Annotated in this window: 16 protein-coding genes; 9 read left to right on the top strand and 7 right to left on the bottom strand. The window is 58.7% G+C overall.

Annotated elements, in window-relative coordinates:
• Nucleotides 1-50: 50 nt before the first annotated feature.
• Genes yidC through rpmH form a run of 4 tightly spaced genes read right to left on the bottom strand, consistent with a single transcriptional unit; the run spans nt 51 to nt 2,526 of the window.
• The gene (yidC, locus tag A0O30_RS15690; protein ID WP_105947116.1) at nt 51-1,733 is read right to left on the bottom strand and encodes a membrane protein insertase YidC; all 1,683 of its coding nucleotides are present in this window, start codon (nt 1,731-1,733) and stop codon (nt 51-53) included.
• A gap of 2 nt (nt 1,734-1,735) precedes the next feature.
• Entirely contained in the window at nt 1,736-1,981 is a 246-nt protein-coding gene (yidD, locus tag A0O30_RS15685) for a membrane protein insertion efficiency factor YidD (RefSeq protein WP_082426416.1), read from the bottom strand.
• Complete coding sequence (rnpA, locus tag A0O30_RS15680; RefSeq protein ID WP_105947115.1) at nt 1,974-2,378, bottom strand: ribonuclease P protein component; 405 nt, start codon at nt 2,376-2,378, stop codon at nt 1,974-1,976. Before rnpA ends, yidD begins: the two co-directional genes overlap by 8 nt.
• Nucleotides 2,379-2,391: 13 nt before the next feature.
• Nucleotides 2,392-2,526 carry a 50S ribosomal protein L34 gene (gene rpmH / locus A0O30_RS15675; protein WP_003253163.1) on the bottom strand — a complete coding sequence of 45 codons (135 nt, stop codon included), beginning with the start codon at nt 2,524-2,526 and terminating at the stop codon, nt 2,392-2,394.
• A 595-nt stretch (nt 2,527-3,121) separates the two neighbouring features.
• Between rpmH and dnaA the strand changes: the two genes are divergently transcribed.
• The 4 genes from dnaA to gyrB are packed head-to-tail and all read left to right on the top strand — an operon-like array spanning nt 3,122 to nt 9,339.
• Nucleotides 3,122-4,651 (top strand): chromosomal replication initiator protein DnaA, encoded by a 1,530-nt coding sequence (dnaA, locus tag A0O30_RS15670; RefSeq protein WP_105947114.1) that lies wholly within the window; start codon nt 3,122-3,124, stop codon nt 4,649-4,651.
• 40 nt (nt 4,652-4,691) lie between these two features.
• Nucleotides 4,692-5,795 (top strand): DNA polymerase III subunit beta, encoded by a 1,104-nt coding sequence (gene dnaN, locus A0O30_RS15665; RefSeq protein WP_016712777.1) that lies wholly within the window; start codon nt 4,692-4,694, stop codon nt 5,793-5,795.
• A gap of 15 nt (nt 5,796-5,810) precedes the next feature.
• Nucleotides 5,811-6,914 carry a DNA replication/repair protein RecF gene (gene recF, locus A0O30_RS15660; RefSeq protein WP_105947113.1) on the top strand — a complete coding sequence of 368 codons (1,104 nt, stop codon included), beginning with the start codon at nt 5,811-5,813 and terminating at the stop codon, nt 6,912-6,914.
• Nucleotides 6,915-6,918: 4 nt separating this feature from the next.
• Nucleotides 6,919-9,339 (top strand): DNA topoisomerase (ATP-hydrolyzing) subunit B, encoded by a 2,421-nt coding sequence (gene gyrB, locus A0O30_RS15655; RefSeq protein ID WP_105947112.1) that lies wholly within the window; start codon nt 6,919-6,921, stop codon nt 9,337-9,339.
• 61 nt (nt 9,340-9,400) lie between these two features.
• Here the strand turns inward: gyrB and A0O30_RS15650 are convergent, their stop codons facing one another.
• Together A0O30_RS15650 and A0O30_RS15645 are read right to left on the bottom strand one after the other, a co-directional pair.
• Nucleotides 9,401-9,808 carry an RcnB family protein gene (locus tag A0O30_RS15650; protein ID WP_105947111.1) on the bottom strand — a complete coding sequence of 136 codons (408 nt, stop codon included), beginning with the start codon at nt 9,806-9,808 and terminating at the stop codon, nt 9,401-9,403.
• Nucleotides 9,809-9,937: 129 nt separating this feature from the next.
• Nucleotides 9,938-11,230, bottom strand: a complete 1,293-nt coding sequence (locus tag A0O30_RS15645) for a sigma-54-dependent Fis family transcriptional regulator (RefSeq protein WP_105947110.1) — start codon at nt 11,228-11,230, stop codon at nt 9,938-9,940.
• Between the two features lie 220 nt (nt 11,231-11,450).
• Between A0O30_RS15645 and A0O30_RS15640 the strand changes: the two genes are divergently transcribed.
• From A0O30_RS15640 to A0O30_RS15620, 5 genes are all read left to right on the top strand, one after another.
• A complete protein-coding gene (locus tag A0O30_RS15640; RefSeq protein ID WP_105947109.1) occupies nt 11,451-12,335 on the top strand; it encodes an MBL fold metallo-hydrolase in 885 nt (294 codons plus the stop codon).
• 39 nt (nt 12,336-12,374) lie between these two features.
• Nucleotides 12,375-13,646 (top strand): FAD/NAD(P)-binding oxidoreductase, encoded by a 1,272-nt coding sequence (locus A0O30_RS15635; RefSeq protein WP_105947108.1) that lies wholly within the window; start codon nt 12,375-12,377, stop codon nt 13,644-13,646.
• The gene (locus tag A0O30_RS15630; protein ID WP_105947107.1) at nt 13,643-14,461 is read left to right on the top strand and encodes a sulfite exporter TauE/SafE family protein; all 819 of its coding nucleotides are present in this window, start codon (nt 13,643-13,645) and stop codon (nt 14,459-14,461) included. The genes A0O30_RS15635 and A0O30_RS15630 overlap by 4 nt, the downstream gene beginning before the upstream one ends.
• Before the next feature lie 174 nt (nt 14,462-14,635).
• Nucleotides 14,636-15,649, top strand: a complete 1,014-nt coding sequence (locus tag A0O30_RS15625; protein WP_105947106.1) for a TauD/TfdA family dioxygenase — start codon at nt 14,636-14,638, stop codon at nt 15,647-15,649.
• Nucleotides 15,643-16,560, top strand: a complete 918-nt coding sequence (locus A0O30_RS15620; protein ID WP_105947105.1) for an AEC family transporter — start codon at nt 15,643-15,645, stop codon at nt 16,558-16,560. The genes A0O30_RS15625 and A0O30_RS15620 overlap by 7 nt, the downstream gene beginning before the upstream one ends.
• 65 nt (nt 16,561-16,625) lie before the next feature.
• On the opposite strand, the gene A0O30_RS15615 is transcribed toward A0O30_RS15620, so the two are convergent.
• Nucleotides 16,626-17,513, bottom strand: a complete 888-nt coding sequence (locus A0O30_RS15615) for a LysR family transcriptional regulator (RefSeq protein WP_105947104.1) — start codon at nt 17,511-17,513, stop codon at nt 16,626-16,628.
• Nucleotides 17,514-17,589 lie beyond the last annotated feature (76 nt).

The following is a 17,589-nucleotide window of genomic DNA, read 5'->3' as shown; positions in this document are numbered from 1 at the left end:
AACGCCCCACTAGGGGGCGTTTTTTATTCACAGGCTAGCGCAGTAGCCTGTCAAGCAGCAGCTTTTTTGCTGGCTGCCTCGATGCTGCGGGTGATGTACCACTGCTGAGTGATCGACAGGCAGTTGTTCACAACCCAGTACAGCACCAGACCAGCCGGGAACCACAGGAAGAAGAAGGTGAAGATGATCGGCATCATTTTCATCACCTTGGCCTGCATCGGATCCGGTGGGGTCGGGTTCAGGCGCTGCTGGATGAACATGGTGGCGCCCATGATGATCGGCAGGATGAAGAACGGATCCTTGATCGACAGGTCGGTAATCCACAGCATCCATGGGGCCTGGCGCATTTCAACGCTTTCCAGCAGTACCCAGTACAGGGCCAGGAATACCGGCATTTGTACCAGGATCGGCAGGCAGCCGCCCAGCGGGTTGATCTTCTCTTTCTTGTACAGCTCCATCATCGCCTGGGACATCTTCTGGCGATCGTCACCGAAGCGTTCCTTCAGTGCGGCGAGCTTCGGCGCAACAGCACGCATACGCGCCATCGAACGGTAGCTGGCAGCCGACAGCGGGAAGAACAGGCCTTTGATCAGCATGGTCAGTACGATGATCGACCAGCCCCAGTTACCCAGCAGGCTGTGGATATGTTGCAGCAGCCAGAAGATCGGCTGGGCGATGAACCACAGGAAGCCGTAGTCGACGGTCAGTTCCAGGCCTGGGGACAACTCTTTCAGCTTGGACTGGATTTTCGGACCGGCGTACAGCATGGCGCTGGTTTCGACCTTGCCGCCAGCAGGCACGCTGAGGACTGGGCCGGTGTAGCCGATGATGTAGTTGCCCTGGCTGTCCTTGCGGGTCTGGACAACGTTGTTGTCCGATTTTGCCGGAATCCAGGCGGTCACGAAGTAGTGCTGCAGCCAGGCAACCCAACCGCCGGACACATTTTCTTTCAAACTACCTTTGTCGATGTCCTTCATCGAGACCTTTTTGTAAGGCTCGGAAGCTGTCCACAGGGCAGCGCCCAGGTAGGTTGCGGTGCCGGTTGCGGTACTCGAGGACGGATCGCCGCTGGCGTCGCGCTTGAGCTGGGCGAACATGTTGCCGCTCCAGGCCTGGCCACTCTGGTTGTCGATCAGGTAGCTGACATTCAGGTCGTACTCACCACGCTTGAAGCTGAAGCGCTTGATGTAGTTGACACCGTTGTCGCTGAACTTCAGGTCGACCACCAGTTGTTCCTGGCCGTCGGCCAGCTGGTAGCTCTTCTGCTCGGCGGCATACAACGGGCGACCGCTGGCGCGGGCATCCGGGCCATTGGCGCCGGTCAGGCCGCTTTGTGCCAGGTAAACACGCTCACCACCATTGTCGAACAACTGGAATGGAATGTTCGGGTGGTCCTGACGGCGTGGGTACTTCGGCAGATTCAACTGGACGATGTCACCACCAACCGGATCGATAGCCAGTTCCAGGACGTCGGTCTTGACTCGGATCAGGTCCTTGCTCAGTGCGACCGGTGCCAGTTCGGCAGGGCTCGATTCGGCGTTGGCGCTCGGTACATCGGCGCTGGCACCGTTGTTACCGGCCGGCACACCATCGGGCAGGCCCGGAGCAACGGTGCTGGCAGCAGTATTCTGAGTCGGCAGGGCAGCCTGGCCGTAGTCATCGTTCCACTTCAGGACCATGACGTAGGACACGACTGCCAGCGCGGCGATCAGGATCGTGCGTTTAATATCCATGATTACTCGGCTATCGAAGAAGTTCGGGAGGAAGGAGCGGGGGGAACGGGGTCGAAACCGCCGTCATTCCACGGATGACAACGCCCCAGGCGACGAACGGCTAGCCACCCACCACGCCATAGGCCATGGTTTTCGATGGCTTCTTGAGCGTAACAGGAGCAACTGGGGAAAAAACGACAGTGATTGGCCATCAGGGGGCTGATGGCATAACGGTAAAACTGGATCGGAACGAGCGCCAGTTTACGCATCTTGGCTGTCTACCCCTGCGGAATTGGCGGTGACTGCTGGTGTTGCCCGGCTGCGCGCCAGACGTTTCCAGAGTTTGCCAAAGTGTTGGTGCAATTCCGGGTTTTCTACTTCACCCAATCCCTTGCGCGCGACGATCACGATGTCCAACCCGGCGAGCATTTGCTGGTTCAGACGAAAGGAATCGCGCATCAAGCGCTTGAGGCGATTGCGTTGAACGGCGAGCTTGACGCTCTTCTTGCCAATCACCAGGCCGAGCCGTGGGTGATCAAGGCCGTTCTCGCGAGCAAGGATCAGCAGGTTTTTCCCTGGAACCTTGCCGGTTGGGGAGTCGAAGACCGCTTTGAAGTGTCGGGGTGTAAGCAGTCGCTTTTCCCGACTGAAGTCCTGACTCACCACCTGTGCCGAAAAATCAAATGGCCAGACGCTTACGGCCTTTGGCACGACGACGCGACAGAACAGCGCGGCCGTTCTTGGTAGCCATACGGGCACGGAAACCGTGGGTGCGGGCGCGCTTGATGGTGCTTGGTTGGAAAGTACGTTTCATGGCGTGTTACCTGGTTTGTCGACGACGGGCCGGGATGGCCCCCTTTTTAAGAGACCGGCGATTCTAGAGAAAGCAAGCCCATAGGTCAATTTCCAACCAGTCTTTCCATATAGAGCACAGGATGGACGGTGCCTGCCGGTTCATCCCCAGGGGGTGCTTGATCGGACACACGAATCGGGGACAACATGAAAAAAAAGAAGAGACATATAAAAAGCTTTTCTGAAGAACTTATAAATCTTATGTGGGTAACCTTCTGTGGATAACCTCCTCAAGGCCATAATTCACGGCATGTACAGCGTTTTACAACCGTGTTCTCAACCGGTGCTGCACCTGTTTTATTCGTGCGGGCAAGCTGTGGATTAAAATGACACTTACCCACAGGTGAGTTATCAACAGGGCTGATCTCAGGGTTGTACATAGCCCTCATGGGCGTTTATCCACAGACCTTATTCACAACGCGTAAAGGCCGTTTTGGTCGATAAATGGCTGTTTTGTCATGGCTCCTAACGTGTCCACATGTGGATAACTGGGCGCCCGACCGGTACAATGGCGGTTTGTTTTTGCCTCATCCGGCTTTCAAACTCAGGGGATATCCGTGTCAGTGGAACTTTGGCAGCAGTGCGTGGAGCTTCTGCGCGATGAACTGCCTGCCCAGCAATTCAACACCTGGATCCGTCCGCTACAGGTCGAAGCCGAAGGCGACGAGTTGCGCGTCTATGCGCCCAACCGTTTCGTTCTCGATTGGGTCAATGAAAAGTACCTGGGTCGCTTGCTCGAGCTGCTAGGTGAAAACGGCAGCGGTATTGCGCCTGCCCTTTCCTTGTTGATAGGTAGCCGTCGCAGCTCGGCTCCGCGTGCCGCGCCCAACGCACCGGTCAGTGCGGCCGTGGCTGCCTCGCTGGCTCAAGGCCAGGCGCACAAGCCTGCTCCGGTGGCAGCGGTCCAACCTGTTGCAGTGCCGGTGACCGAGCCGGTAATGGTCGATGATCTTGCCGAACCGTCCGCACGCGACAGCTTCGATGCCATGGCCGAAACGGCTGCGGCACCCGCCGTTGGTGGTCGGGCCGAGCAGCGCACCGTGCAGGTTGAAGGTGCGCTCAAGCACACCAGTTACCTGAACCGTACCTTCACTTTCGAAACCTTCGTCGAAGGTAAGTCGAACCAGTTGGCGCGTGCGGCTGCCTGGCAGGTCGCGGACAACCCCAAGCATGGTTACAACCCGCTTTTCCTTTATGGCGGTGTGGGCCTGGGTAAAACCCACCTTATGCATGCTGTGGGTAACCACCTGCTGAAGAAGAACCCGAACGCCAAGGTCGTGTACCTGCATTCGGAGCGCTTCGTCGCGGACATGGTCAAGGCTCTGCAACTGAACGCTATCAACGAATTCAAGCGTTTCTACCGCTCGGTGGATGCGTTGTTGATCGACGATATCCAGTTCTTTGCCCGTAAAGAGCGCTCGCAAGAAGAGTTTTTCCACACCTTCAACGCCCTGCTTGAGGGCGGCCAGCAGGTAATCCTGACCTCTGACCGTTACCCCAAGGAGATCGAAGGCCTGGAAGAGCGCTTGAAGTCGCGCTTTGGCTGGGGCCTGACGGTGGCCGTCGAGCCACCCGAGCTGGAAACCCGTGTGGCCATCCTGATGAAGAAGGCCGACCAGGCCAAGGTCGAGCTGCCGCATGATGCGGCCTTCTTCATAGCCCAGCGCATCCGCTCCAACGTGCGTGAGCTGGAAGGTGCCCTGAAGCGGGTGATCGCCCACTCGCACTTCATGGGCCGTGATATCACCATCGAACTGATCCGTGAGTCGCTGAAAGACCTGCTGGCGCTGCAGGACAAACTGGTCAGTGTGGATAACATTCAGCGAACCGTCGCCGAGTACTACAAGATCAAGATCTCTGATCTGTTGTCCAAGCGGCGTTCACGTTCTGTCGCTCGTCCACGCCAGGTGGCCATGGCCCTGTCGAAGGAGCTGACCAACCACAGTCTGCCGGAAATTGGCGACATGTTTGGTGGTCGCGACCACACGACCGTGCTGCACGCCTGCCGCAAGATCAACGAACTGAAGGAATCCGACGCGGACATCCGCGAGGACTACAAGAACCTGCTGCGGACGCTGACGACCTGATGGCCGTCTGCGCAGCTAATTGAAGGCAAGGGACTAGACCATGCATTTCACCATTCAACGCGAAGCCCTGTTGAAACCCCTGCAACTGGTCGCCGGTGTCGTCGAGCGCCGTCAGACCTTGCCGGTCCTGTCCAACGTATTGCTGGTTGTGCAAGGCCAGCAACTGTCGTTGACCGGTACCGACCTGGAAGTCGAACTGGTAGGCCGCGTGCAACTGGAAGAGCCGGCTGAGCCCGGCGAAATCACTGTCCCGGCACGCAAGCTGATGGACATCTGCAAAAGCCTGCCGAACGACGCCCTGATCGATATCAAGGTCGACGAGCAGAAACTGTTGGTCAAGGCCGGCCGTAGCCGCTTCACCCTGTCCACCCTGCCAGCCAATGACTTCCCGACGGTGGAAGAAGGCCCAGGCTCGCTGACCTGCAACCTGGAACAAAGCAAGCTGCGCCGGCTGATCGAGCGCACCAGCTTCGCCATGGCCCAGCAGGATGTGCGCTACTACCTGAACGGCATGCTGCTGGAGGTGTCCCGCAACACCCTGCGTGCAGTGTCTACCGATGGTCACCGGCTGGCGTTGTGCTCCATGACCGCGCCGATCGAGCAGGATGACCGCCATCAGGTCATCGTTCCACGCAAAGGTATCCTGGAGCTCGCGCGTTTGCTCACGGACCCGGAAGGCATGGTCAGCATCGTGCTGGGCCAGCATCACATCCGTGCCACCACCGGTGAATTCACTTTCACCTCCAAGCTGGTGGACGGCAAGTTCCCGGACTACGAGCGCGTACTGCCCAAGGGCGGCGACAAGCTGGTGGTCGGGGACCGCCAGGCCTTGCGTGAAGCCTTCAGCCGTACCGCGATTCTTTCCAACGAAAAGTACCGCGGCATTCGCCTGCAACTGGCTGCTGGCCAACTGAAAATCCAGGCCAACAACCCGGAGCAGGAAGAAGCAGAGGAAGAAATCAGCGTGGACTACGAAGGTAGCTCGCTGGAAATCGGCTTCAACGTCAGCTACCTGCTCGACGTGTTGGGCGTAATGACTACTGAGCAAGTTCGTCTGATTCTCTCGGATTCCAACAGCAGTGCCCTGCTGCAGGAAGCGGGCAATGACGATTCTTCCTATGTTGTCATGCCGATGCGCCTGTAACCCATAGCAGGCGACATGTCCCTTCGACGTATCATGGTCACCGCGGTGCGCAATTTGCACCCGGTGACTCTCTTACCCTCCCCCCGTATCAACATACTTTATGGCGCCAACGGCAGCGGCAAGACCAGCGTGCTTGAGGCCGTGCATTTGCTGGGGCTGGCGCGCTCTTTCCGCAGCACACGCCTGAACCCGGTTATCCAGTACGAACAGGCTGCCTGTACCGTGTTTGGTGAAGTGCAGTTGTCCGAGGGTGGCACCAGCAACCTGGGCGTCTCCCGGGAGCGCCAGGGGGAGTTCACTATTCGCATCGATGGGCAGAATGCGCGCAGCGCGGCGCAACTGGCGGAGTTGTTACCGCTTCAGCTCATCAACCCAGACAGTTTCCGCCTATTGGAAGGCGCCCCAAAAATTCGCCGCCAGTTTCTGGATTGGGGGGTGTTCCACGTGGAACCTCGCTTCTTGCCAGCCTGGCAGCGGCTGCAGAAGGCGCTGCGGCAGCGGAACTCATGGTTGCGTCATGGTACACTTGACCCAGCTTCGCAAGCCGCCTGGGACCGGGAACTGTGCCTGGCCAGCGCGGAAATAGATGAATACCGTCGCAACTACATCAAGGCCTTGAAGCCCGTCTTCGAGCGAACCCTGAGCGAATTGGTCGAGCTGGACGGGTTGACCCTGAGCTACTACCGAGGCTGGGACAAGGACCGGGAACTGCAAGAAGTACTCGCCTCCTCTCTCCTTCGCGATCAGCAGATGGGCCATACCCAGGCCGGTCCGCAGCGTGCTGATCTGCGTCTTCGTCTGGCTGCCAACAATGCAGCCGACATCCTGTCGCGTGGTCAGCAAAAGCTGGTGGTGTGTGCATTGCGCATTGCCCAGGGCCACCTCGTTAGTCAGGCTCGCCGCGGTCATTGTATTTATCTCGTGGATGACTTGCCGTCCGAACTGGACGACCAGCATCGCCGCGCGCTGTGCCGCTTGCTTGAAGAATTACGCTGCCAGGTGTTCATCACCTGTGTAGATCACGAATTACTGAGGGAAGGCTGGCAGACGGAAACGCCAGTTGCTTTGTTCCACGTGGAACAAGGCCGTATCACCCAGACCCACGACCATCGGGAGTGAAGGCATGAGCGAAAATCAAACGTACGACTCCTCCAGCATCAAGGTGCTGAAAGGTTTGGATGCCGTACGCAAGCGTCCCGGCATGTACATTGGCGACACCGATGATGGTAGCGGCCTGCACCACATGGTCTTCGAGGTGGTCGACAACTCCATCGACGAAGCCCTCGCCGGCCACTGCGATGACATCACTGTCATTATCCATCCGGACGAATCCATCAGTGTGCGCGACAACGGTCGCGGCATTCCGGTCGACGTGCATAAAGAAGAAGGCGTTTCCGCAGCCGAGGTCATCATGACCGTGCTGCACGCCGGCGGTAAGTTTGACGACAACTCCTACAAGGTATCCGGCGGCCTGCACGGCGTAGGTGTTTCGGTCGTGAACGCGCTGTCCGAGAAGCTGGTGCTGACCGTTCGCCGTAGCGGAAAAATCTGGGAACAGACTTACGTTCACGGTGTTCCTCAAGCGCCTATGGCGGTTGTCGGTGACAGTGAAACCACCGGTACCCACATCCACTTCAAGCCTTCGGCTGAAACCTTCAAGAACATTCACTTCAGCTGGGACATCCTGGCCAAGCGTATTCGCGAGTTGTCGTTCCTCAACTCGGGCGTTGGCATTCTGCTGAAGGATGAACGCAGCGGTAAGGAAGAGTTCTTCAAGTACGAAGGCGGCCTGCGCGCATTCGTCGAGTACCTGAACACCAACAAGACCCCGGTCAACTCCCAGGTGTTCCACTTCAACGTCCAGCGTGACGATGGCGTGGGTGTTGAAGTTGCTCTGCAATGGAACGACAGCTTCAACGAAAACCTGCTGTGCTTCACCAACAACATTCCGCAGCGTGACGGCGGTACTCACCTGGTGGGCTTCCGTTCCTCGCTGACCCGTAGCCTGAACAGCTACATCGAGCAGGAAGGCCTGGCCAAGAAGAACAAGGTGGCAACCACTGGCGATGATGCCCGTGAAGGCCTGACCGCGATCATCTCGGTGAAAGTGCCGGACCCCAAGTTCAGCTCGCAGACCAAAGACAAGCTGGTTTCCTCGGAGGTGAAAACCGCCGTGGAACAGGAGATGAACAAGTACTTCGCCGACTTCCTGCTGGAGAATCCGAACGAGGCCAAGGCGGTCGTTGGCAAGATGATCGACGCCGCGCGTGCCCGTGAAGCGGCACGTAAAGCCCGTGAGATGACCCGCCGCAAAGGTGCGCTGGACATCGCCGGCCTGCCAGGCAAACTGGCGGACTGCCAAGAGAAAGACCCGGCCCTTTCCGAACTGTACCTGGTGGAGGGTGACTCCGCCGGTGGTTCGGCCAAGCAAGGCCGTAACCGTCGTACCCAGGCGATCTTGCCGCTGAAGGGTAAAATCCTCAACGTCGAGAAAGCACGCTTCGACAAGATGATCTCGTCCCAGGAAGTGGGCACGCTGATCACCGCACTGGGCTGTGGTATCGGCCGCGAAGAGTACAACATCGACAAGCTGCGTTATCACAACATCATCATCATGACCGATGCTGACGTTGACGGTTCGCACATCCGCACCCTGCTGCTGACCTTCTTCTTCCGTCAGCTGCCGGAGCTGGTCGAGCGCGGCTACATCTACATTGCCCAGCCACCACTGTACAAGGTGAAGAAAGGCAAGCAGGAGCAGTACATCAAGGACGACGAGGCCATGGAAGAGTACATGACCCAGTCGGCCCTGGAAGATGCCAGCCTGCACCTGGACGAGTCGGCGCCAGCGGTTTCCGGTGTGCAGCTGGAAAGCCTGGTGAATGAATTCCGCGGCGTGATGAAAACCCTCAAGCGCCTTTCGCGCTTGTATCCGGAAGACATCACCGAGCACTTCATCTACCTGCCGGAAGTGACCGTGGAGCAGTTGGGTGACCACGCTGCGATGCAAGCCTGGCTGGTCAAGTTCCAGGAGCGTCTGAGCAACAGCCAGAAGTCGGGCCTGGTGTATCAGGCCAGCCTGCGCGAAGACAAGGAGCGCAACGTATGGCTGCCGGAAGTGGAAGTGACCTCCCACGGCCTGGCCAGCTACGTCACCTTCAACCGCGACTTCTTCGGCAGCAACGACTACCGCTCGGTTGTTAACCTGGGTGCCAAGCTCGCCACTCTGTTGGGTGACGGTGCATACGTGCAGCGTGGTGAACGCCGCAAGGCGATCAGTGAGTTCAAGGAAGCACTGGACTGGCTGATGAACGAAACCACCAAGCGCCACACCATCCAGCGCTACAAAGGGCTGGGTGAGATGAACCCTGAGCAGCTGTGGGAAACCACCATGGACCCGACCGTGCGCCGCATGCTCAAGGTCACCATCGAGGATGCGATCGCAGCCGACCAGATCTTCAACACCCTGATGGGTGATGCGGTCGAGCCGCGCCGTGACTTCATCGAAAGCAACGCGCTGTCGGTGTCGAACCTGGACTTCTGATCAGGTGTGATCCGCCACCCACTAAAAAGCCCGCTGATGCGGGCTTTTTAGTGTCTGAAAATCAGTAACCGCTGAGAATGTTAACGATCACACCACTGGCAATAGCCACCAGCACGTAGTCGCCATTCACATACAACCAGCGATGGTCACGCGGTGGCGCATACAAGTGGCGTGCTTTCCAGTCAGTCACCCAGTAGCGGTCGCCACGGTAGTGTGGGTCAACCACATGCCCTCGTTGCCACTGCTGGTGAGGCACCGGCATACCCTGCTGCGGGCGGAAGTTCGGGTTGCGGTAATCGGGTGCACGGCCGTTGTCATGGCGGCCCTGCTGCTTTGGCTGGCCATGCGGCGGGTTGCCTTGGTGCGATGGGCCATCATCATGCCGGTCGGGTGGGCCCGGTTGTGCGAAGCTGGCCAACGGTGCGCTGAGCATGAGCGCGGCGCAGATCACGGTTAGGGTTTTCTTCATTTGATGCGGTCCTCTGCCTGTTAACGCCTGGCGTTCACTGACTGCCAGATTCGGATAACTGATCAGACCACGATTTTTGCCCTTTAATGTCAGGGCGCAGGTAAAGGTCCGGTAAAGTCTGCCGCCCTTTCAATTCAGCCCGAGCGCCTTTAAACGGCGATAGAGCGTGCGTTCGCTCATGCCAAGATGGCTGGCCAGTTCGCTACGCGAGCCCTTGAATTGTTCCAGCGCCTGAGCCAGCTCCCCCAGATTTTTTCGACGGCCACCTTTCGTGATCGCCCCAGCCGGCCCGATATCTTCTGGCAAGTGTTCAGGTCGGATCAGCCCGTCATCGGCAAACAGCCGCGCCCTTTCCAGTATGTTGCGCAGCTCGCGGATATTGCCGGGAAACGGATGCAAGCCAAGCTGCTGCAAGGCATCCTCACTCAGGCTGGGCGTAGGCTTGCCAGCCATTCGCTGTAACAGGCTTTGCGCGAGCAGCGGCAGATCTTCCACCCGCTCGCGCAGCGCAGGCAGGCGAATGGGGAAACCGCTGATGCGGTAATACAGGTCTTCACGGAAGGTGCCCTGCGCAACCATTTGCTTGAGCGGTTTGTGTGTGGCCGAAACCAGGCGGAAGTCCGAGTGCACCGTGCGCAGGCTGCCCACCGGGCGGAAGCTGCCGGACTCGATCAGACGCAGCAGCTTCACCTGCATCGCCAGCGGCACCTCACCGATCTCGTCGAGAAAAAGGGTGCCTCCATGGGCCGCCTCGGCCAGGCCGATCTTGCGTTGGTTGGCACCGGTGAACGCGCCTTTTTCATAACCGAACAACTCGCTTTCGAACAGCGACTCGGTCAGGCCAGTGCAGTCAACCACCACCAGCGGGCCGTTGGCTCTGGGGCTGCCCATATGCACCGCACGGGCGAACAGCTCTTTACCACTACCCGATTCACCCTGCAGCAATACCGGGATCTGCGCTGGCGCCGCACGTTGAAGGCTGGCCAAGGCGGCCTTGAAGGCTGGCGCGCGTCCGACCAAGCCCTGCTCCTGAGGTTGCGCTGACGCGAGGGTGATGGTGGTCAGGCGTTCGACAAAGGCCACCACCCTGCCCTGCTCATCCAGGATCGGGCGCAGTTCGACATCGACATGCTCGGGGCCACGTGGTGTGTGATGAATGTGCAATACCCGCTCCGGCACCTTGCTGTCCCAGGCTTTGCGCATCGGGCAATGCTCGCCGGCCTGGTCGCAGGGCACGGCGTAGTGATGCGAGACCTTGTGGCATTTTTCGCCCAACGGGGCTTGCTCGTGGTGGCCGAACTGGCGGCGATAGGCGGCGTTGGCGGCCAGGATGTTGTAGTCGGTGTCCAGCACGATGGCCGGCAGGGCATCGTGCTCAAGGTAGGAAACCAGCGCTAGGATAAGGGGATGAGCTTCAGGCATGACGGCACCGTTGGATGACCGGCGCAGGGTAACAAGGACTGCCAAACACTGCCATTGGCTGACAGTCGACTGCCACATGGGCTGCCAGTATTGCTGCCAGTTGTTTGCAATGGGCCGGTTTCATTGGCCCAAGCACGTTAAAAAGCCTGGCATGCATCTTGATAAACCTCCTGTTACTGCCTACGCCTTACAAGGCGGGGCGGATAAATTGGAGAACGTGATGATCATCGGCAACAACCTTCACGTGGACGCCTTTTACGACAAGGCGACCTCGACCATCAGCTACTTGGTCATGGACCGTGAAACCCGGCAGTGCGCATTGATCGACAGCGTGCTTGATTACGATCCCAAGTCCGGGCGCACCTGCAGCACATCGGCGGATCGCCTCATCGCACGCGTGACCGAACTGAATGCCAGCGTGCGCTGGGTGCTGGAAACCCATGTACACGCCGACCACCTTTCAGCGGCTGCCTACCTGAAGGCAAAGCTGGGCGGCCACACCGCTATTGGTGCTCACATCACCCAAGTGCAGAAAGTGTTCGGTGCGCTGTTCAACGCTGAGCCTGGCTTCGCCCACGACGGCAGCCAGTTTGATGTGCTGCTCGAAGACGAGGAGGGTTTCAGGATCGGAAACCTGCATGCCCGTGCACTGCACACCCCAGGGCACACGCCCGCGTGCATGAGCTTCATGATCGAAGACGCTGGCAAAATTGCGGTGTTTGTCGGCGATACGCTGTTCATGCCCGACTACGGTACTGCCCGCTGTGACTTCCCGGGTGCCGATGCCCGCACCCTGTACCGCTCGATCCGTCGATTGCTGGCTTTCCCCGACCAGACCCGGCTGTTCATGTGCCACGACTACCTGCCGGGTGGCCGCGACATGCAGTACGTCACTACCGTGGCCGAACAGCGCGCCAGCAACATCCACATTCATCAGGGCATCGACGAAGACAGTTTTGTCGCCATGCGTGAAGCGCGCGACAAGACCCTCGACATGCCGGTGCTGATCCTGCCTTCGGTGCAGGTGAACATGCGCAGCGGCCAGTTCCCTGCGCCGGAAGAGAACGGCGTGAGCTACCTGAAGATTCCGCTGAACAAGCTGTAACCGCCCTGCCCCATAATCAGATTTCCAGGATTTACCGCCATGCCTGCCTTGTTGTCCCCTGCCAATACCGACCATCACAAAGTGGTCATCGTCGGTGCCGGTGCCGCCGGTATCGCTACCGCTTCCAGCCTGATCAGCCGTGACCCGTCGCTGGACGTTGCCTTGATCGACCCCGCCGAAGTGCATTACTACCAACCCGGCTGGACCATGGTCGGTGCCGGTGTGTTCAAGGCACCGAGCACCGCCCGCACCATGGCCTCGACCATTCCGCGCGGGGTACGCTGGGTCAAGGCGCGGGTGCAGGCTTTCGATCCGCTGGGCCAGTTGGTCGTCCTCGAGGACGGTCGCGCCATCAGCTATGAACAGCTGGTAGTCTGCCCCGGCCTTGCGCTGGACTGGGCGGCCATTGATGGGCTCAGCGAAACCCTGGGCCGCAACGGTGTCACCTCCAACTACCGCTACGACCTGGCGCCCTATACTTGGGAGCTGGTGCAGAAGCTCAAGCAAGGCCGTGCCATATTCAGCCAGCCGCCCATGCCGATCAAATGTGCGGGCGCGCCGCAGAAGGCGTTGTACCTGTCTTGCGACCACTGGTTACGCCACGGCCATCTGGGGGCAGTGAAAGCCAGCTTCTTCAATGCTGGCGCTGTGTTGTTCGGTGTGGCGGACTATGTGCCCGCGCTGATGAAGTACATAGACAAATACGCCGTGGACCTCCATTTCTCCCACCGACTGGTGGCCGTGGATGGCCCGAACAAGCGCGCCACCTTCGTGTGCACCCTGCCCGACGGCAGCAGCGAAACGCACATCGAGGCCTTTGACATGCTCCATGTGGTCCCTCCCCAGGTGGCGCCGGCCTTCATTCGTGAAAGCCCCTTGGCCGATAACGCGGGCTGGGTCGATGTCGACCCGCATACCCTGCGCCACCGCAAGTACATCAACATCCATGCCCTGGGTGATGTGGCCAACACCAGCAATGCCAAGACTGCTGCGGCTGCCCGTAAGCAGGCGCCGGTCGTGGCCAACAACGTGTTGGTGGCATTGGGCAGGTTGCCTACCCTCGCCCAGTACGACGGCTATGGCTCGTGCCCGCTGACTGTAGAGCGCGGCAAAATCGTCCTGGCTGAGTTCACCTATGGCGGCAAGCTGGCACCGAGCTTCCCCAGCTGGTTGCTGGATGGCCGCAAACCAACGCGCCTGGCTTGGTTGCTGAAGGCGCAAGCGCTGCCACCGCTGTACTGGCAAGGCATGCTGAAGGGCCGCGAGTGGCTGGCTCGGCCGCAGCCGTTGGGTGCAGAGGGTGGGAAGTGATCGAACATCAATTGTTGGGGGCGGGCCTGGGCGCGATCATCGGCGCGGTCCTGGCATTGACCGGCGCAGGCGGTGGCATTCTCGCCGTGCCTTTGTTGGTGTTCGGGCTGGGGCTGTCGATGGTCGAGGCCGCTCCGGTCGGCCTGCTGGCCGTAGGCCTGGCTGCAGCGGTTGGCGCGGTGCTGGGCCTACGACAGGGGCTGGTGCGTTATCGGGCGGCGCTGTTCATTGCGATGGTGGGTGTGGTTGCCGCGCCGTTCGGGCTGATGCTTGCGCACCGCTTGCCGAACACACCCTTGCAGGTGGTGTTCGCGGGTGTGTTGGTGTACGCCTGCCTGCGTATCTGGCGCAAGGCTGCCAAGGAGCTGCGCGGTGAAGCCAATGACGCCCATCGCTATATCGAACCCTGTGTGTTGAACCCGTTGCAGGGCCGTTTGCGCTGGACCCTTCCCTGCGCGCGTGCCCTGGCATTCACCGGGGCGTTGTCTGGGTTACTGTCCGGCCTGTTGGGTGTGGGTGGTGGCTTCGTCATCATCCCTGCGTTGAACCGCTATACCAACCTACGCATGGCCAGCATCGTTTCCACTTCGTTGGCAGTAATCGCCCTGGTATCCACCGGAAGTGTGGTCAGCGCCAGCCTGGCGGGCGCCATGCAGTGGCAGGTCGGGGCACCCTTCGCTTTTGGCGCGGTGCTCGGCTTGCTACTGGTGAGGCCTCTGGCTGCGAAGTTGGCTGGGCCGCGCTTGCAGCAATTGTTTGCGGTGGCTGGATGGGCGGCGGCTCTGCTTCTGGCCGTCAAGGCACTGTGGGGCTAGGCCGCTTGGGGGCAGGTCGAGCAACTCTTATGTCAATAAACACACAGTTCAGCTGTGCAATTTGATCCTGAGGAAGCGTGACCTACTCCCTTTGAGTCTTCCACATTGATAGTTTGCACTCCATTAAAAGCCCAGTGGTTACTTGAACCAGCAACAGCTCAGAGGAGTGCACCCGTGGACAACACCTGCATGTACAAATTTACCGACAGTGAACGCGATCAGTTGGCGAGGGTATTGGCCACTATTAATTATGATACGCAAGGGGATCAAGTTTATATTACAGACCTACGGATGGCCGCTGCGTCCACGTTGCCAAGGCGCGTCATAGATATACTTTCCGAACAGCGTGCGTCGCTGCATCCCAAGCCCTACCTTGTGTTCGAAAACCTGCCGGTCGATGAACAAGTGTTTACCACTCCGGATCCACAAAGGTTCCTCCCCGCGTGCAAAAGCGGCACGATCAGTGAAAACCTGATCATGATGTTTGCCGCGTTGATAGGTGAACCGTACTCGGTGCAGTTTGAGGGTGCCAATATCGTCAATAATCTTATACCGGGTACCCAGACAAAAGGTGAGTACACAGGACTTGGCTCCGATGTGGAACTTGACTTTCATATCGAGAACGCGGCATTGAAGTTTATGGACGGGTTGAATGCTTACCCGCTCGGCCTGCTGCTCACCGGTGTTCGGCATGACCGCAACGGCCCGATGACGCGCCTTGCCGACGCCCGCAACGCGCTCGATTTGCTCGATGCGAGCGATGTCTCGTGGCTGCGTCAACCGCTCTACCAAATCAAGGTTCCCTATCGCTGGCGGAAGGAAGGAACCTACGTAACCCCAGCCGTTCCAATGGTTTGCGGCAGCAACAGTTTTCCAGAAATCAATGCTGTATTTTACCCCGATATGGTTGAGGCGTTGAATGCGCGTGCCGCCCAGGCAATGGAAAAATTCCATGACGCAATAAAAACGGTATCGATTGGTGTCGATATAAAACCGGGAATGTTGGCTTATATTGATAATCGCTTCACACTTCACTCGCGTGACCGTTTCAGTGCATCACTCGATGACCTGAACAACCCGATGCGTTGGGTGCAGCGCGTGTTTGTCGCCAACAATTTGTGGGGGCACCGTCAGTTGCAAAGGGTGAAGTCGCGAATCTTCCTGCCACAGGAGGCGAGCGCATGCTGACTACCTTCTTCTCGGTATTACCAATCTTTCTATTGATAGTTGCCGGTAATACCGTCAAGCGGTGGTTCATCAGTGATGCGGGCTGGTGGAAACATGTCGATAAATTGGTTTACTACCTGTTTTTTCCAGCCCTGCTCATACGGGATATCAGTGAGGCCGACTTTGGCAGTGGTGAAACGTCTACCGCCATTTTTGCGACAGTGGGCGCAACGTTGGTGGTTGCGGTTATCATATTTTTGGGCCAGGCAATCCTCAGGGTTCGAAACGACCTGTTCACGTCGATTTTTCAAGGTGGTATACGCTACAACTCGTATGTGTTCATTGCCTTGGCGCATTCCTTGTATGGTGCTGAAGGGGTTGCGATATCCGGTGTATTCGTTGCTTATCTGATCATTACCACCAATGTGATGAGTGTGTTGGTGATGAATCAGTTTGGTGAGGGCGGTCGCAAATCACCGGGCAGCATGCTTGCCGCGCTCATCAAAAACCCGCTGATCATTGGGGTACTGGTGGGGTTGGCCCTGAACCTGTACGAGGTGCGCATCGTGGGGCCGGTTGAGCAGTTCATGAGCTATCTGGGTAGTGCTGCTACCCCGCTTAGCTTGATGTCTGTAGGTGCTGGGCTGATGTTGAATCTTCAGGTAGCGGGTGTTCTGGCTACGCTGTACGTGGTCGTGCTGAAGCTTTTGCTGCTGCCAATCGTGACGCTGGCTTTAATCATGGGCCTTGGCGTCTCTGGTACCGCAGCCAATGTTGCGTTGCTGTATGCCTGCGTCCCATGTGCGGGTAATGCTTACATCCTGGCCAGGCAAATGGGTGGTGATGCGCCAGCCATGGCCTCGATGATTACCTGGACGACGTTGGTCTCTACTATCACCATCACTTTGATAGTGAGTATGGTCGAGCTCTAGGTCGCTTCGATCAGTCACTGGCAGTGCCGCGTGCTGAGCGCGGCGCTGCTGTTTGTCGTGGCTCATTACTGGGCCAGAAGTTCGTTTTGTTCAGCAAAACACAGCGCCAGCAGGTAGTCCCATACCACCCGCAGGCGCACTGATTTGTGCAGCTCGCGCCGTGTGCAGATCCAGTAGCTGCGCTGGATGGTTTCACCCGGCAGCACGCGCACCAGCGTCGGGTCGTGGCGAGCCATGTAATTGGGCAGCACTGCAATGCCCAGGCCGGCACGGGCAGCGGCCTGTTGGGCGATTACACTGGTGCTGCGAAACACTACATTCGGGGCCCGGCAGAAACTGTTGAGAAACAACAGTTCCTGGCTGAACAGCAGGTCGTCTACGTAGCCGATCCAGCTGTGCCGGGCCAGGTCTTCGCGGTTGCGCAGGGGCGGTGCGCGGTCCAGGTAGTCCTGGCTGGCGTACAGGGCCAGTCGATAATCGGTGAGTTTGCGGGTGATCAGCAGGTCGGCATTGGGCCGTTCCAAGTGGATGCTGATTTCTGCTTCGCGATTGAGGATGCTGACGAAACGCGGTACGGCGACCAGCTCCACTTCCAGGCCGGGGTAGCGCTCGAACAACGCGTTCATGCGTGGTGTGAAGAACATGATGCCGATGCCTTCGGTCACCCCCAGGCGAATCTTGCCCAATGGGGTGATGGCCTGGGTGATTTCTTCCTGCGCCAGCAGCGCGACATTTTCCATGGCCTCGGCGTGTTTGAGCAAGGCTTGGCCCGAGGGGGTCAGCTCGTAGCCTTGGGCATGTTGTACAAATAGTGCGGTGCCCAGGCTTTGCTCGATGCTCTCGATGTGCCGAGCCACGGTGCTGTGGGTGGTGTTGAGGCGCTTGGCGGCAGTGAGTAGGCGGCCGCTGCGCTGCAACTCGAGGAAAAACCGAAGATCGTTCCAGTCGAACATGCTTGTCCCTATGCATCCAGACGGCGAGAACCTTTGCAGGCGCACGCCGTTGCAGTGATGGTCGCTGTGCTAAAAC

Origin of the sequence: Pseudomonas sp. LLC-1 (assembly GCF_002992185.1) — a bacterium.
GTDB lineage: Bacteria > Pseudomonadota > Gammaproteobacteria > Pseudomonadales > Pseudomonadaceae > Aquipseudomonas > Aquipseudomonas monteilii.
Note: the sequence above shows the minus strand (reverse complement) of the source record. Positions and strands in the feature narration are given on the sequence as shown.

Coding starts and splice junctions, on each gene's coding strand:
- A0O30_RS15620 (WP_105947105.1), top strand. CDS start 15,643: ATGCTGACTACCTTCTTCTCGGTATTACCAATCTTTCTATTGATAGTT.
- A0O30_RS15645 (WP_105947110.1), bottom strand. CDS start 11,230: ATGCCTGAAGCTCATCCCCTTATCCTAGCGCTGGTTTCCTACCTTGAG.
- A0O30_RS15640 (WP_105947109.1), top strand. CDS start 11,451: ATGATCATCGGCAACAACCTTCACGTGGACGCCTTTTACGACAAGGCG.
- A0O30_RS15635 (WP_105947108.1), top strand. CDS start 12,375: ATGCCTGCCTTGTTGTCCCCTGCCAATACCGACCATCACAAAGTGGTC.
- recF (WP_105947113.1), top strand. CDS start 5,811: ATGTCCCTTCGACGTATCATGGTCACCGCGGTGCGCAATTTGCACCCG.
- dnaN (WP_016712777.1), top strand. CDS start 4,692: ATGCATTTCACCATTCAACGCGAAGCCCTGTTGAAACCCCTGCAACTG.
- yidC (WP_105947116.1), bottom strand. CDS start 1,733: ATGGATATTAAACGCACGATCCTGATCGCCGCGCTGGCAGTCGTGTCC.
- A0O30_RS15650 (WP_105947111.1), bottom strand. CDS start 9,808: ATGAAGAAAACCCTAACCGTGATCTGCGCCGCGCTCATGCTCAGCGCA.
- gyrB (WP_105947112.1), top strand. CDS start 6,919: ATGAGCGAAAATCAAACGTACGACTCCTCCAGCATCAAGGTGCTGAAA.
- rpmH (WP_003253163.1), bottom strand. CDS start 2,526: ATGAAACGTACTTTCCAACCAAGCACCATCAAGCGCGCCCGCACCCAC.
- A0O30_RS15615 (WP_105947104.1), bottom strand. CDS start 17,513: ATGTTCGACTGGAACGATCTTCGGTTTTTCCTCGAGTTGCAGCGCAGC.
- yidD (WP_082426416.1), bottom strand. CDS start 1,981: ATGCGTAAACTGGCGCTCGTTCCGATCCAGTTTTACCGTTATGCCATC.